This window comes from Streptococcus sp. SCPM-O-B-23252 (M501) (assembly GCF_058200355.1).
In genome coordinates this window covers 534894-549961 of the sequence record NZ_JBYQGS010000001.1, presented here as the reverse complement: position 1 = coordinate 549961, position 15068 = coordinate 534894, and the positions used below count along the sequence as shown (strand labels likewise).

Genomic DNA, 15068 nt, shown 5'->3' with positions numbered 1-15068 from the left:
GCCTCGATAAAAGATGCTTATTTCACATGATCTTTTAATTCTTCTTGAGCTTTTTTGTTTGACTCTGCTTGCTCTTTCTTCCATTTTTCAAGAGCTTTGTTGTAGTCAGCAGTTGTTACAGCCTTGTCTTGAAGCTTCATGCCTTTATAGACAACATTGTCCTTACCTTTACCACCAGTCCAAGCAAATGGTGCTGAGAATGGTTCTACACGAGTCAAGAATGGACGACCAGTCTTTGATGTTGTAGGAATTACCAAGGCACTATCTGTCAACCAAGCTTGAGCTGCAGCATATTTCTCATAACGTTTGTTAAGGTCTTTTGTTTCAGCTCCTGCTTCTGTTACCATCTTCTCAAAGTCGTAGAGACCAACCTTCTTAGCTGCTTCATTGTTTTCACTTGGGTCAAATCCAAGGAAAGTCTTCGTATTTTCACCAGATGAAGCTTTCAAGATATCCATGTAAGTTGATGGGTCTTGATAGTCAGGGCTCCATCCAACGTTATCTGAGATATCCCAGTCTTCGTCTTCTGCTTTAGCAGCAAAGAGGGTTACGTTCAAGAGATCTTCTTTTGATACCATATGGATATCGACAACGACGTTTTCTTTTCCAAGTGTACTTTCAACTGATTGTTTGAAGGATTGAGCACGTTGAACCTTAGATTGAGTCGTTTGGTCTACTGGCATATCCAAGTGGATTGGGAATTTCACGCCATCTGATTCAAGTGCAGATTTCGCTTTGGCAAACTCTTCTTTGGCTTGTTTTTCGTTGTAAAGACCATTTTGACCATCGTCAAGATTTGCATCTTTCCACTCGTCTCCATAAGTCACCAACTCAGATTTAACCATCTCACCGAAGGTCTTGCCATCAGCTTGAACGAATGTAGGTGGGATGTACAAGTTACGGATTAGTTTGCTTGCTCCATCTTTACCATTTGCTTGGGCAGCATAGGCTTCACGGTCAAAGGCAAAACTAATCGCTTGACGGAAGTCTTTGTTCAAAAGGGCTTTCTTAGTAGATGATTTTTCTTCATCTGTTGTTTTTGCAGTGTACTTGTAAGACTGACGATCGATGTTGACACCGATAACGAAGGTGCTGGCATCTTGTGGAGTGTAGATGATTTCATCTTTAAACTTCTTAGCTTGGTCTGTGAATCCAGGTCCAGTTGGGAACAATTTAGCAAGGCTAAGAGCGTTGTCCTCAAATGAGTTCGCCAATTTACTTTGGTCTTGACCATCATAGTATTCTAGCTTAACATCTGTGATGTGAACATTGTCTTTATCCCAGTAATTTTCATTCTTGCTCATCTCGATAGATGATTTAGAAGTGAAGCTCTTCAAGATGTATGGACCATTGTAAAGAAGAGAGCTAGTGTCACTTGCTTGGGCAAATTTATCCCCTTTTGATTCAACGAATTTTTCGTTGATTGGGAAAGTGATCCCAAGAGTCAACTTAGAATTCCAGAAAGGCTCTGCCTGGTTCAAAGTGATTTGAAGGGTATGATCATCGACTGCTTTAATGCCTACATCTTTGAAGTTAGAAGTCTTACCTTCAACATAATCATTCAAGCCCTTGATAGAGTTTTGAATGATGTAGAGCATTTCAGACTTGTGGTCAGCAGCATACTTGATTCCTGCAACGAAGTCATCAGCTGTCACGTCCGCATACTCTTCCCCTTCTGAATCATACCATTTGGCATCATCACGAAGTTTGTAAGTATAAGTCAAGCCATCTTCTGAAACTGTCCAATCTTTAGCAAGTGAAGGAATCAAATTTCCATACTTGTCGTTCTCAAACAATCCATCGATCAAGTTTCCTGTGATTTCGTGGGTTGCAGCTTTACCAGATGTGATGTAGTTCAAGTTTTCAGGTTCTGTCTCATAGACGTAAGAGAATTTTTGACCTGCTTCACTTGATTTTGAGCTTGAGCTTGATGATTTAGAACCACCAGAACATGCTGCAAGAATACCTGCTGAAAGAAGAGCTACTCCTGCAAGAGCAATGACATTTCTTTTTTTCATAGTTTACTCCTAATAAATTTTTAAGGTTGTCTTAAGATTATACCACAAAGATTTTCAGAAGAGAAGTAATTTTCTGAAAATTTATTAAATTTTGTAATTTTTCTTATCCTTAGCATTTATTAACATGTGAACCATAGTCTACAAAGGCCTTGACTTCGCTGGTTTTGCCCTCATGAAGGTCCCGAACAATTTTCGAACCCACGATGACCCCATCCGATACCTGATTAAAGCGTTGGATGTCTTCTTGGGTGGAGACCCCAAATCCTGTCAGAACTGGAATAGTGGCCAGGTCTCTCAAGGCCGCCAAGTGCTGATCCAAGTCGTCACGGTAGTTGCCCATCTTTCCAGTAACCCCATTGATGGCTACCGCATAGATAAAGCCTTCTGCTTCTTGGATTAGAGACTTCTGACGTTCGATGCCTGTGGTCAAGCTGACCAAGGGAACAAGAGCAATATCACTCCCTTCCAAGTAAGGTGCTATCATATCGGCATGTTCATTTGGCAAGTCGGGAATGATCAAACCTTTGACGGAGGTAGAAGCTAATTCTTTTATGAAGGCTTCAATCCCATATTGGTAGACTGGATTGATATAGGTCATGATGACCAGGGGAATCTTGGTTTCTTGTTCTTGAAGTTTTTTTACAATAGCAGTTAAGGTCACTCCCTTGGCCAAACTGCGTTGTCCAGCCATCTCGATGACTGGCCCATCCGCTACAGGGTCCGACCAGGGAATCCCCACTTCAATAGCCGATGCTCCACTTTCTTCCAAGAGCTGGATGGTGTCAAAGAGGCCATCTAGTCCCTTCTCATGATCCCCCGCCATGATGTAAGGGACGAAAATTCCACGCTTGCTGTCTTTAATGGCTTCTAAATGCTGTGTTAGTGTTTTGGTCATCTCTACTTCCCTTCTGCTTCAAACCGTTCTTTCACCTGCATGACATCCTTGTCTCCACGACCAGATAGGCAGATGATGAGAGTTTGGTCCGGAGTCATTTTTGCTGCGACTTTTTGCGCTAGAGCGATAGCATGACTGGACTCCAATGCTGGAATGATTCCCTCCAAACGAGAGAGCAACTTAAATCCTTCGAGGGCTTCTTCATCCGTGATGGAATCATAGCTTGCCCGGCCAATTTCATTAAAATAGCAATGCTCTGGCCCAACACCAGGATAATCCAATCCAGCAGAGATAGAGAAAGCCTCCATGATCTGTCCATGGGCATCTTGAAGCACTTCCATCAAGGCTCCGTGAAGGATTCCTGGACGACCTTTGGCAAAGGTTGCTGCGTGTTTGTCCGTATTCAAACCAAGACCAGAGGCTTCCGCTCCGTACATGGCTACAGATTCGTCTTCTACAAAGGGGTAGAACATACCAATGGCATTGGAGCCTCCACCGATACAGGCTAGGACCGCGTCAGGAAGTTTTCCATCTGAGACTTCAGCAAACTGACGTTTGGCTTCCTTACCAATCACGGATTGAAAATCTCGGACAATCTCTGGGAAGGGAGCTGGTCCAAGGGCAGATCCCATGATGTAGTGAGTATCATCAATTCCAGCTACCCATGCACGAAGGGCTGCATTGACCGCATCTTTCAGCACGCGCGATCCGTCTGTCACACTATGGACTTTTGCTCCTAAGAGCTCCATCCGAAAGACATTGAGGGCTTGGCGTTTGACATCTTCTTCCCCCATGTAGATGGTACACTCCATCTCGAAGAGAGCCGCTGCCGTCGCTGTCGCCACCCCGTGTTGACCAGCTCCTGTCTCCGCGATAATCTTCTTCTTGCCCATCCGTTTAGCCAGCAAGACCTGACCAAGGGCATTGTTAATCTTGTGAGCCCCTGTATGGTTGAGGTCTTCCCGTTTCAGGTAGATTTGCGCTCCACCGATGTGCTTGGAAAGACTTTTTGCATGGTAAAGGGGAGTCTCCCGACCTACATAATTCTTGAGCAAGTCATCCAATTCCGCTTGAAAGCTTGGATCTGCTTTGGCTTCTCGGTATGCCTGATCCAGTTCGATCACGGCTGTCATCAGGGTTTCTGGGACAAACTGGCCCCCAAATTTTCCATAAAACCCTTTTTCATCCGGTAGTTGATAGTTCATGCTTTCGCTCCTTCTATAAATGCTTTTATCTTTTCTATATCTTTGTGTCCGTCTGTTTCGACCCCCGAAGAGACATCCAAGGCATAGGGCTGAAAGGTCTCTCGAGCTTGGTGGACATTGTCCACTGTCAAGCCCCCTGCAATAAAGAAATCCTGCTGGATCTTCTGATCTTTCAGCAAGTCCCAATCAAAGGTTTGCCCACTCCCAGCTTCTGGAGCATCAAAGAGTAGATAATCTGCCTGGCTTGACACTTGGTCTTCCTGATTACTGAGCTGGATCGCTCGAATGACGGGAACTGAAATCTTTGGTATCAGAGCTTCATCAAAATTCCCATGAATCTGAACGATATCTAAGGGAACCTGAGCAATGGCTTGCTCCAAGTCCTCTAGACTGGGTGAGACAAAGACTCCAACAATTTTGGTCTTGCCAGTCACCAGTCTCGCCAATTCGTGGGCTTGCTCCAGACTGACTTGTCGCTTGCTCTTAGCGAATACAAAGCCGATATAGTCTGCTCCTGCTAGGACAGCCGTCTCCACGCCTTCCGCTGTAGACAGGCCGCATATTTTAACCTTTGTCAATTTGTAACTCCTTGACCTTTTCTGCTACATCTCCTGCTGTCATGAGGGCAGTCCCTACCAAGATCCCATTAAAGTAGGGAGCGACAAGAGCCGCATCTTCCCCATCAAAAATAGCAGACTCCGATATATAAACTGGCTGGTCTTTCAAATGCGTGGACAATTCAAGACTAGTATTCAGATCCGTTTCAAAAGTGACCAGGTTCCGGTTGTTGACCCCGATGATGTCCGCTCCGATTCGATGGGCGATTTCGAGCTCAGCTAAGTTATGGGTCTCTACAAGCACTTCCAAACCTAGTCCCGTCGCAAAGTCGTAGAGTTCTTTGAGCCGGGCTTCTGGCAGGGCTGCGACAATCAAGAGAATGACCGTCGCTCCGGCATTACGAGAGCGAACGATTTGCTTCTCATCGATGATAAAGTCCTTGGCCAAGGTTGGAATCGACACCTGGGAAGAAATCTCACGAAGGTAGTCTAGATCTCCCTTGAAAAAGACTTGGTCCGTCAGGACTGAGATCATGGCTGCCCCGTTTTCTTCATAGGTCTTGGCTTGAGCGACAATATCCACATCCAAGTTAATATCCCCCATACTAGGGCTGGCTTTCTTCACCTCAGCGATGATTTGCAAGTGCTCTTGATGACTCTTGAGAAAATCATAGAGACGGTAGGTCTGACGAAGAGGCTGGAGGTCTTCCATGACCAGTTGCGCCACTTCTTTTTCTTTTTGTTCTAGGATTGTCGGTAGAAAGGCTTTACTCATACTTGAACCTCTTGTAAGTGTTGCAATTTAGCAAGGGCAGAACCATCCGCTATCAATTGACGCGCAAGCTCTACACCTTCTTTGATGCTTGCGACTTTTCCATTGGCATAAAAGCCAAGACCAGCATTGAGAACTGTCGTTTCCAGATAAGGGCTGGCCTCATTCTTCAAGACACTGAGGAGAATTTCAGCATTTTCCTTGGCATCGCCACCAGTTATTTCAGACAGCTCCACCTTGTCCATCCCCAGATCTTCATAGGTAAAGATATGCTGGCTGATCTTGCCGTCTTCTAGGAGAGTATAGGTATTGGTTCCATAAAGAGCTGCTTCGTCCATATTGTCAGGACCAGTGATGACGACGGCACGTTTGCGCCCCAACTGCTGGATGGCACGCGCGACAATTTCTTGCAATTCGACACGGTAGAGCCCCATGAGTTGGGTTTCTAGATCTAATGGATTGGCAAGAGGACCGACCAGGTTCATAATAGTTGGAATCCCCATCGCTTGACGAGCAGGGCCAATGAAGCGCATAGCCGGATGCATGGTTTGCGCAAAGATAAAGGCCAAGCCAACCTCGTCCAATGCTTTAGAGAGGGTCTCTGGCGAGGCTGCCACGTTGATGCCCAGCGCTTCTAGGACATCCGCAGATCCTGACTTAGAAGAAACAGAGCGATTGCCGGCCTTGGCCATGCGGATCCCTCCCGCAGCCAAAACGAAGCAAACGGTCGTCGAAATGTTAAAGCTATAGGATTGGTCACCGCCAGTCCCACAGTTACACATGGCATCTGAGAAAGTCTCTGGCAATACCGTCGCATGGGCCTTTAAGGCGCGTACAATTCCGGTAATTTCGTCTGCTGTTTCTCCCTTGGTTTTGAGTCCCATCAAAAAGGCAGCGATTTGACTTTCTGATAGTTGGTTTTGCAAGATTTGATCAAAGACTTCTTGGACTTGCTCTTGCGTCAAGTCTTGGCGATTAGAGATTTGTAAGAATAGTTCTTTCATAAGGGTTTCCTCTTGTCTTTTCTATACGTTTCAATAGAAATTTTAGCTGCTTGGAACTGCTGGTCTAATCTAGGACGAGCTTCACAAAATTTTCGATCATTTTTAGACCATCTGGACTGCCGATACTCTCAGGATGATACTGAAGTCCGTAGATAGGCAAGCTCTTGTGTTGGATGGCCATGATTTCTTGGTCGTCCGTGGTAATGGCTGTTACCTCAAATTCTTCTGGCATTTGGTCAACGACGATAGAATGGTAACGCATGATGGGCACATCATTTTCAATGTCCTTGAAAATGGGAGATGGCGTTTCAAAGGTAATCTGACTTTGTTTGCCATGCATGACATTCTTAGCCAGGCGCAACTTGCCACCAAAGGTCTCCGCCAGGGCTTGGTGACCTAAGCAAATCCCCAACATCGGCTTTTTACCTGCAAAGTCTTTGATCATGGCTTCCATTTTCCCAGCATCTGCTGGCCAGCCTGGACCTGGGGAGAAGACGAGAGCATCTGCCTCTTCCGCCTGCTCATACAAGCGCTCATCATCATTTCGCAAGACCTCAACCTCTGTAAAAGTTCCCAAGTATTGGGCCAAATTATAGGTGAAGGAATCGTAATTATCCACTAATAAAATCATTGAACATCTCCTATTCTTGTCATCGATTTTGCCTTGTTAATCGTTTCGTAAAATTCATTCTCCGGAACACTGTCGTAGACAATCCCTGCTCCTGCTTGGACGAAGGCCTTTTGATTCTTGAGGATCATGGTCCGAATGGCAATGGCGAAGTCCATATCCCCTGTCGCTGATAGGTAGCCGATAGCCCCTGCATAGACGCCACGTTTTTCCTGTTCCAATTCATAGATCCGACGCATAGCCCGAATCTTAGGAGCTCCAGAGACTGTCCCAGCTGGCAAGGTGGATTTAAGGGCATCGAGAGCTGTTAGGTGTGGCAGGAGTTGCCCCTTGACCACACTGGTCAGGTGCATGACATAGCGGAAATACTCGACTTCCATATACTTGGTCACTTCGACCGTCCCGTTTTGAGCGATTTTCCCGATATCATTGCGGCCCAGATCCACTAGCATGCGGTGCTCGGCTGTTTCCTTGATATCGTGAAGGAGTTCATGAGCCAGAGCTTGGTCCTCTTCTTCCGTCGCTCCACGAGGTCGGGTTCCAGCGATTGGATTGGTGGTCACCTCTCCCTTCTTCACCGATACCAGGCTTTCAGGACTGGCCCCAATAATCTGGTAGTCGCCAAAGTCATAGAAATAGAGATAGTTAGATGGGTTGGTCACGCGCAAATTTCGGTAATAATCCAAGGGATCACCTTCAAAATCTGCTGAGAAGCGTTGACTGAGGACACATTGAAACATATCACCTTCACGGATCAGTTTCTTGGCCTTCTCCACCATCTCCATAAAGACTTCCTTCTCGATATGGTTGGTGAAGTGCAGGGCCTGCAAGGCCTGAGGAGTGAACTCGTTGGGCGCTTGGGTTTGCAGATCAGTTACTACTTGACCCAGTGATTGGCGGACCGCGTCATTGCTCCGCCCAGAGTAAATATTGTCTTCTACTACATAGACTTTTTCCTTCTTGTGGTCAAAAATCAAATAAGACTCGTAGATGAAGAAATGCATATCTGGTGTCCCGATGGTATCCTGAGGAATGGATCCAATCTCCTCATAGACTCCAATCATATCATAACCCGCAAAACCGATGGCCCCACCAGCGAAAGGAAGATCAGACGTCAGTCCCTTGACTGTTACCTGGTGGAGGTAGTCAAAAGGATCTTGCTCCAGCACCTTACCATTCTCATACAGGATGCCATCCTGATAGGTCACCTCAAATACTGGATTATAGGCCACGATAGAAAAGCGGGCATTCTCCTTTTCACGCGGGATCGACTCAAGGATGACCTTATGGTCACCTTGGACACGCATGTAGGCTAGAATGGGGGTTAAGGTATCAGCTGGTAAAATTTTTTTCATAGGAATTCCTTTCTTTTCCTAGGGACGAAGCGATGCAAGTCCTGATCCAAGCACATCCAATCCTCTTCGAAGTTAGCAAGCTGACCAACTTCAACAGAATACAAAAAACCTCACAGAGTAACACTCTGTGAGGGCATTAAATCAGGTTTAACACGGTACCACCTCAGTTAATGGTCAAAAGGGTAGAAAGCGACCATTATCTCTATCTCCTCTAACAAGGAGTCGCACGATAAGGGGTGCCTACCGAGAAGAATATGTGTTATCCTCTCCTACTCTAAACAATCAGCCCAATGTTCACTAACTCCGACTACCTGCTCACAATACCCGCAGGCTCCCTGAAAATCTTAGACTAGTTACTTTCTGATTTACTACATATTTTACTACATTTTTTGGGGATGTCAAGAATTTTTTGACAGTTTATCCTAAAAAATCTACCCAGTCAACTGGACCAGGCAGATTCAATCCTATGTTTTAACCTTGAAAACGAAGTTTATTTGACCAAGTCGCTTTTGAGATAGGCGTCGACCATACGCTCTGTCGCCACCACAGAATCCACGTGGGTCCGCTCATAAGAGTGGCTAGACTCGATCCCTGCTCCGAGAAGGCCATGCTTGACTTCTGCTCCTGCGCTCATGGCTGCAGAGGCATCCGAGCCATAGAAAGGATAGATGTCCAGTTTGTAAGGGATGTTTTGCTCCTTGGCCAAGGCCACCAAGTGTTGGCGGAAACCATAGTGGTAAGGACCAGAAGCATCTTTGACACAGATAGAAACCGTGTATTCGTCTGTCTGCTGGTCATCTCCCATAGCCCCCATATCGACTGCCAAATATTCTACCGCTTGAGCTGGGATGCTGGAGTTAGCCCCATGTCCCACTTCTTCAAAGACAGAAAAGGCAAAGTGAGTCGTCACTGGTAGGGTCACTCCTTCTTCCTTGTAGACGCGAAGGAGATTAAGCAAGATGGCAGCGCTGACCTTGTCATCCAGGTGACGAGACTTGATAAAGCCCGTATCTGTGACGATGGTCCGAGCATCAAAGCTGATAAAGTCTCCCACTTCAATCCCCAAATCACGGGTTTCTTTTTCAGAGGTCACTTTTTCATCCAAGCGCACTTCCATATTGTCCTGGGTCCGCTCCACTGTCCCCGCATCCTTGTAGACGTGGCAAGAGGTTTGGTGGACAAGGATGGTACCGGAGTGGGTCTTACCGGTATTGGCTACATGGACGGTACAGTTTTCCCCTTCGATCATGTTCCAAGGGAAACCACCGATGCGATCTAGCTTGAGACGGCCATCTGGTTTCACAGCACGGACAATTGCTCCCAAGGTATCCACATGGGCCGTGATATAGCGATGTTGCTCGTCATTCACACCCTTGAGGACGACGGTTACGCCTCCTTTAGCTGTCCGAACAGGGCTGTAGCCTAGGTCTGTCAAAGTCTTGACTAGGTAGGTCGCCACTTCTTCTGTAAAGCCTGTCGGAGATGCGATGGCTGTGAGTTCTTTTAGATATTCGACTGTTTGATTCATGAATTTCTCCTTCAATAATCTGCTAGTACGATTATAGCACGACTTCTCCTAAAAGACTAGCTCAGATAGAAAGCAAAAAGAGGCTGGGACAAAAGTCCTAGCCTCTCAATTGTCTTTGGATTGTCGAGCAAGACGCAGTGGTTGAGTGGGCTCTACTACGCTGATTTCATCAGCTTTTACAGCCCTACTCAACTGTGCAGAGGCGGGACGACGAAATCGAATTCTAACGAATTACCGATTTCTGTCCCACTCTCTCTTTCTTTATTTCTTTTCAGATCCAATCTGTAGCTGTAGAAACTAAGTCCTCACAGAGAAGACAGGGGCCTTAGCTACTCAAACCTCCAACAAACTTATAAGCAGTTACCAAAGCATTTGTCATGGTATCACGGGTTGCTTTGAAGGCCTCAATAAAGGCTGCACGGTGCTCTTCTGGGAAAAGCGTTGTATCATCTCCAAATTGAGCAAGTGTTTCATTCACAGAAGCCAACTCTTCATCCATCTTCTTGATACCAGGTTCTATGGTCTTGAAGTAAGATTCTTGTTCAGATTTTGGCAACTTTTCTCCCAATTCATTGGCATGCTTCTTATAATTTTCAGCTAGTTTAGCATAAAGCGCCTTGATTTCCCCAATGGTTTTCGCATTTTCAATTTCTTGATCCGTTACCAAAACAACTTCTGGAGCTGTTGCTTGAGCACCAGAGCCTGATGTAGACTGGCTGGAAGAGCTACTTGTATCATCCGTCAACTCAAATTTCTTTGAAGAAAATGATTTCTTCTTAGATGAGGATGTTTTCTTAGAGGAAGAAGATTTCTTTTCCACCTTGCTAGAAGATTTCTCTGAAGAAGCCTCTGGTTTTGCAGTTTGATTTCCCGAACATGCGACCAAGGTCAAGACTGAAAGCAAAGTGATTCCACTTGCGACTAATTTTTTCATGGTTGACTCCTATTCATAATTCATTTATAGAATTATATCTAAAATTATTTCGATTGTCAAAGCATTATAATATCTTAGCTCCTTCTGCTGACGGTACATTTTTTAAGATGAGATAGGCCTTCTATCCTCTATAGTCCTTTCTTAAATTGTCGGACTTTTATCATTTAGGACAAAAGACTTGCTAAACTAATTAATTTTAATTATAATCATTCTAAATAATAAATCAGGAGACAAGTATGGCTGAAACAAAACATGGCATTGATGCTTCATTTAACGATCGCTTAAATATCTTACGGGCTGGAGTGCTGGGTGCCAATGATGGCATTATCTCAATCGCTGGAGTTGTTATCGGGGTTGCCAGTGCGACCAGCAATCTATGGATCATCTTCCTATCTGGCCTCTCTGCCATTCTAGCCGGTGCCTTCTCTATGGCGGGTGGTGAATACGTATCTGTATCCACCCAAAAGGATACTGAAGAAGCTGCTGTGAGCAGAGAACAAGCCCTTCTGGACCGTGATCCAAAAGCTGCACGCGACTCCCTCTACGCCGCCTATATTCAAAATGGGGAATGCGAAACGGCTGCTCAAATCATGACCGAGCGGGCCTTTCTCAAACACCCTCTCAAGGCCTTGGTGGAAGAAAAGTATGGCCTGGAATTTGAAGAATTTACCAATCCATGGCATGCGGCTATCTCTAGCTTTGTTGCCTTTGTCCTTGGATCTCTTCCTCCTATGCTGTCCATTCTTCTCTTTCCCAAAGAAATCCGAATCCCCGCAACGGTGATCATCGTAGCTCTTTCCCTATTTTTTACCGGCTACACTAGTGCCAAGCTCGGAAAAGCCCCTACCAAGCAAGCCATGATTCGTAACTTGGTCATTGGACTACTTACCATGGGTGTTACCTATCTCTTCGGACAACTGTTTAGTATCTAAAAAAGCTGAGACTTCTGTCTCAGCTTTTCTTACGCTTCCAATAAAGCTTGGGCTTGTTTTTCCAATCCTGCGATTGCTTCGTCTGTCAAGACCAATTCACCTGTTGCCCAGGCTTCTGGGTTAACGGTTGTTCCTGTGAAGTCACCCACTACTTGTGTACGAACGAATGGTAAGAGGGCTTGGTAAGCCGCAAACATTGGCTCGTGTCCTGCATTAGCGACCGAAGAGACAGTTACAATCTTGTCTTGGAGGGCAGATGGGCCACGAGTTTCTGATAGGTCCAGGGCACGGCTGAGCCAGTCGATCAAGTTTTTCACTACACCTGGAATGGCAAAATTATAAACTGGAGAGAAGATCCAGATGGCATCTGCAGCAAGGACTGCATCACGCGCCGCTTGCACTGCTGGCAAGGTTGGTGTTTCTAAATCTTGGTTCATCATTGGGATGTCCTTGTAGTCCAAGTAAGTTACTGTTGCTTTTCCTTCAAGAAGGCTTTCTGCTTTCTTAGCCATTTGGTGGTTGAATGATCCTTGACGAAGAGATCCGACGATAAATAAAATGTTTTTCATAGATGTTTCCTCTTTCTGTTGTAAGTTTATTTATTACAAAAACTATTATACACGTCCTAGATGTAATGTCAAGGGTTACAACTTGGATTATCACTAATTTTTACTATTTTTATTTTTTCTCTCAAAAAGACAAATTTATCAAGGTTTCTAACCCTTTCTGACATGGGTCACAATCCCATCTGGGTCTGTGAACTCGAGCTCACTTGAGGTCAACCAGGTGACAGGTGCCTCCTGCTCTTTTGCTCGCTCTGCGATGGCAACCAGGTCTTCTTTCTTTTCTACTTGGACAACGTAATAGGCGAGTCCAGGAAGTTGGGCTTGCCGTTTGGCTAAGTGCTTGCCACCCCATTCATTGACTGCTAAGTGATGGTGGTAGTCTCCAGAAGCAATCCAGCTGGCTGATGGAATAGTGAACTTATCGGTGAATCCCAGCACCTTTTGGTAAAAGGCGGACGCTGCTCGACTATCCCTTACAGAGAGGTGGATATGTCCCATGCGGGTATAGGCCGCTATCTGGAAAGGCTCCACCTTGCGCCCCATTTCATAGATCTCTTGGGCAGATAGTTCCTCTGTCACCCCGATGATGCGACCATCCTCACGGATATCCCACTCCGCCACTGGCTTATCCCGGTAGAGCTCAATGCCATTGCCCTCTGGATCCTCGAGATAGAGAGCTTCACTGTAGCCATGGTCTGCAGCCCCGACAAAGGGAACGTTCAGCTCAGCCATATGCTTGAAGACATCCGCCAAGTCCTCCCGACTAGGTAGGAGAATGGCCATGTGATAAAGACCATAGCTAGCCTTAACGGCTTCGGTCCGGTCCGTTTGGATGAGATGGACCAAGGGCTTTCCTCCAGCCCCAAGAAGGACCTCCTCCTCGGTCTGAGACAGAATCACCAACCCCAGAATTTGGGTGTAAAAAGCAGTCTGGCGAACCAGATCCTTCACATTGAGCACAGCTTCTGCCAAGTAAATCTTGCTATTGTATTCGTAAGTCATAGGTGTCTCCTTTTCGGTTTCATTTTGTTGTAACTTTTTATATTACATCATTATACACTCTTTTTCCAAAGAAGCAAGAAAACAACTCGACAGAAAAACCTCCTTAGAAAACTAAGGAGGGTGAGGGTTTGATAATCTTTGACTAAATAGTTTACAGTCACATCAAGACACAATCCCCTATTCAGTCACCATGTACTTGAACAAAGTAATAGTTCACCTTCAACTCTCTAAACTGCTCATATCCAAGGTACTGATCCTTCTGCAAGCGACCTAAAACAATACTAGGATGAATATCTATCTCCTCAGCAAAGCGTAGAATATCCGATTTATCAAAGTTTCCTTTTTTTACAAAAGCTTCATAGTCTTTGGGGTTAATCAAAAGATCTTTTGCAAACCGATCTGCCTCTTCCTCAGAACGTCGGTAAGATTCACTATTTCCATCATCAGATGAAAAATCATTCTCTAGAATATGTCCTATTTCATGAAAAAGTGAGAACCAGAAAATATCGGATGCTTTGTTTCGATCCGTCAGTAAAAGCAAGGCACTACCATTTCCAAATTTTTTTGTAGCACCATTTAGATTGGCATTTGGTAAAGCAGGTAGACCGACTAGGACAACACCACAGTCTAACAAGATATCAGACAAGCGCTGAGGGAAGACTTCAGGGTCTTGTCTTGTCAACTTTCTCAAATCAGGCAAGCTTCTTTCTAGCTTTCTACGATTAAGCTTGGTAGTTGTTGTATCACGTGCTTTTTTAGACGCCAACTCCAGCATGATATTGGAGTTCACTATACTTTTAGTCGTAAACTCACGCGTATTCCGATAGCTGACTAGATGGTTAAAAGATGTAAGGTTTTCTAAACTTGCCACACCGAGAATCTTGCGAAGCTCGACAATCTTCTCCTTTAAGCTATAGCGTTTATCTGGAACGTAGCCTTCTGCCTTAAAATACTTGAAATCAATCATCTCACAGATTTCTTTCTCACTACCTTCTTCTAGCTCTTTTTGTTCTACAATCTCTGCAACTTTTACATCATAAGCATTCTGAAGATTGAGCCAGGTTTGCATGGAAACTCCGCTTAGCTTGGCTAACTTATGTGCCGTTTCTTTACTAATGGACTCCTCTGCATTGACGAGCTTGCTGACAGTCTTTGCTGAAACTCCTAAACGCTCCGCAAATTCCTTCTGCGTCACATTGTAATCTTCGATTAACTCACTGACATACTGACCTGGATGAAAAGCAATCAGGTCTTTGTACTCAACAATTTTATTACTCATAGTGATTGCTGACCTCCTCTATTTTTAGGATTTCGATTTCAATGGGACTGGAAAAGACCTTTTCTATATCCTCTTTACGAAAACCCACAATCAACCGATAGGAACTTTTCCGACCATCTATATCTATAGCAAACTGTCCCTGTCTCTTTCCCTTGAGTTGGTGAAAGTGGTATTTAGGAAAAGCAGTCACACTGGCCAAAGAATCTGCTGCTTCCAAAAAGGTAATCAACTGATGCAACTTTACAGCAGCCCTATCCGAAAAATCCTTTTTCGCTCGCCTTAGCTCTGTACACTGCTTTTCAACAGTTTTATTTGTAAAGATAAGCTTCATATGTCCCTTTCTGTTCATTTTGAATTACCTTTTAGGTAATTTCATTATACCATCTTTAGACA

General features: G+C 45.0%; 15 protein-coding genes. 1 reads left to right on the top strand and 14 read right to left on the bottom strand.

The annotated features are described in order from the left end of the window. Positions 1-17: 17 nt before the first annotated feature. The 10 genes from AC3E6G_RS02725 to AC3E6G_RS02680 form a co-directional block, all read right to left on the bottom strand. Entirely contained in the window at positions 18-2018 is a 2001-nt protein-coding gene (locus AC3E6G_RS02725; RefSeq protein ID WP_490700411.1) for a peptide ABC transporter substrate-binding protein, read from the bottom strand. Positions 2019-2127: 109 nt separating this feature from the next. Beyond that, the gene (gene trpA / locus AC3E6G_RS02720) at positions 2128-2913 is read right to left on the bottom strand and encodes a tryptophan synthase subunit alpha (RefSeq protein ID WP_490700410.1); all 786 of its coding nucleotides are present in this window, start codon (positions 2911-2913) and stop codon (positions 2128-2130) included. Between the two features lie 2 nt (positions 2914-2915). Then, complete coding sequence (trpB, locus tag AC3E6G_RS02715) at positions 2916-4118, bottom strand: tryptophan synthase subunit beta (protein WP_490700409.1); 1203 nt, start codon at positions 4116-4118, stop codon at positions 2916-2918. Then, positions 4115-4696: a phosphoribosylanthranilate isomerase gene (locus AC3E6G_RS02710; protein WP_490700408.1), complete on the bottom strand. Its 582-nt coding sequence runs from the start codon at positions 4694-4696 to the stop codon at positions 4115-4117. The genes trpB and AC3E6G_RS02710 overlap by 4 nt, the downstream gene beginning before the upstream one ends. Continuing rightward, a complete protein-coding gene (trpC, locus tag AC3E6G_RS02705; RefSeq protein WP_048714840.1) occupies positions 4683-5450 on the bottom strand; it encodes an indole-3-glycerol phosphate synthase TrpC in 768 nt (255 codons plus the stop codon). Before trpC ends, AC3E6G_RS02710 begins: the two co-directional genes overlap by 14 nt. Beyond that, complete coding sequence (gene trpD / locus AC3E6G_RS02700; RefSeq protein WP_414297974.1) at positions 5447-6451, bottom strand: anthranilate phosphoribosyltransferase; 1005 nt, start codon at positions 6449-6451, stop codon at positions 5447-5449. Before trpD ends, trpC begins: the two co-directional genes overlap by 4 nt. A gap of 64 nt (positions 6452-6515) precedes the next feature. Then, positions 6516-7082: an aminodeoxychorismate/anthranilate synthase component II gene (locus AC3E6G_RS02695; RefSeq protein ID WP_006595988.1), complete on the bottom strand. Its 567-nt coding sequence runs from the start codon at positions 7080-7082 to the stop codon at positions 6516-6518. Beyond that, positions 7079-8434: an anthranilate synthase component I gene (trpE, locus tag AC3E6G_RS02690; RefSeq protein WP_490700407.1), complete on the bottom strand. Its 1356-nt coding sequence runs from the start codon at positions 8432-8434 to the stop codon at positions 7079-7081. Before trpE ends, AC3E6G_RS02695 begins: the two co-directional genes overlap by 4 nt. 490 nt (positions 8435-8924) lie before the next feature. Continuing rightward, positions 8925-9962: a M42 family metallopeptidase gene (locus AC3E6G_RS02685; RefSeq protein ID WP_490700406.1), complete on the bottom strand. Its 1038-nt coding sequence runs from the start codon at positions 9960-9962 to the stop codon at positions 8925-8927. A gap of 325 nt (positions 9963-10287) precedes the next feature. Then, positions 10288-10896 carry a hypothetical protein gene (locus AC3E6G_RS02680; protein ID WP_490700405.1) on the bottom strand — a complete coding sequence of 203 codons (609 nt, stop codon included), beginning with the start codon at positions 10894-10896 and terminating at the stop codon, positions 10288-10290. Between the two features lie 236 nt (positions 10897-11132). Here AC3E6G_RS02680 and AC3E6G_RS02675 point away from each other — a divergent pair, with 236 nt between their 5' ends. Next, positions 11133-11828, top strand: coding sequence for a VIT1/CCC1 transporter family protein (locus AC3E6G_RS02675; RefSeq protein WP_490700404.1), 696 nt, complete (start codon positions 11133-11135; stop codon positions 11826-11828). Positions 11829-11857: 29 nt separating this feature from the next. Here the strand turns inward: AC3E6G_RS02675 and AC3E6G_RS02670 are convergent, their stop codons facing one another. The 4 genes from AC3E6G_RS02670 to AC3E6G_RS02655 all read right to left on the bottom strand — a co-directional run bounded on the left by AC3E6G_RS02670 (position 11858) and on the right by AC3E6G_RS02655 (position 15006). Beyond that, positions 11858-12397 (bottom strand): NADPH-dependent FMN reductase, encoded by a 540-nt coding sequence (locus tag AC3E6G_RS02670; protein ID WP_048789175.1) that lies wholly within the window; start codon positions 12395-12397, stop codon positions 11858-11860. Positions 12398-12544: 147 nt separating this feature from the next. Further along, positions 12545-13396, bottom strand: coding sequence for a VOC family protein (locus tag AC3E6G_RS02665; protein ID WP_490700403.1), 852 nt, complete (start codon positions 13394-13396; stop codon positions 12545-12547). A 181-nt stretch (positions 13397-13577) separates the two neighbouring features. After that, positions 13578-14675 carry a HigA family addiction module antitoxin gene (locus AC3E6G_RS02660; protein WP_490700402.1) on the bottom strand — a complete coding sequence of 366 codons (1098 nt, stop codon included), beginning with the start codon at positions 14673-14675 and terminating at the stop codon, positions 13578-13580. After that, positions 14668-15006 (bottom strand): addiction module toxin RelE, encoded by a 339-nt coding sequence (locus AC3E6G_RS02655; RefSeq protein WP_490700401.1) that lies wholly within the window; start codon positions 15004-15006, stop codon positions 14668-14670. The genes AC3E6G_RS02660 and AC3E6G_RS02655 overlap by 8 nt, the downstream gene beginning before the upstream one ends. Between the last annotated feature and the right edge of the window lie 62 nt (positions 15007-15068).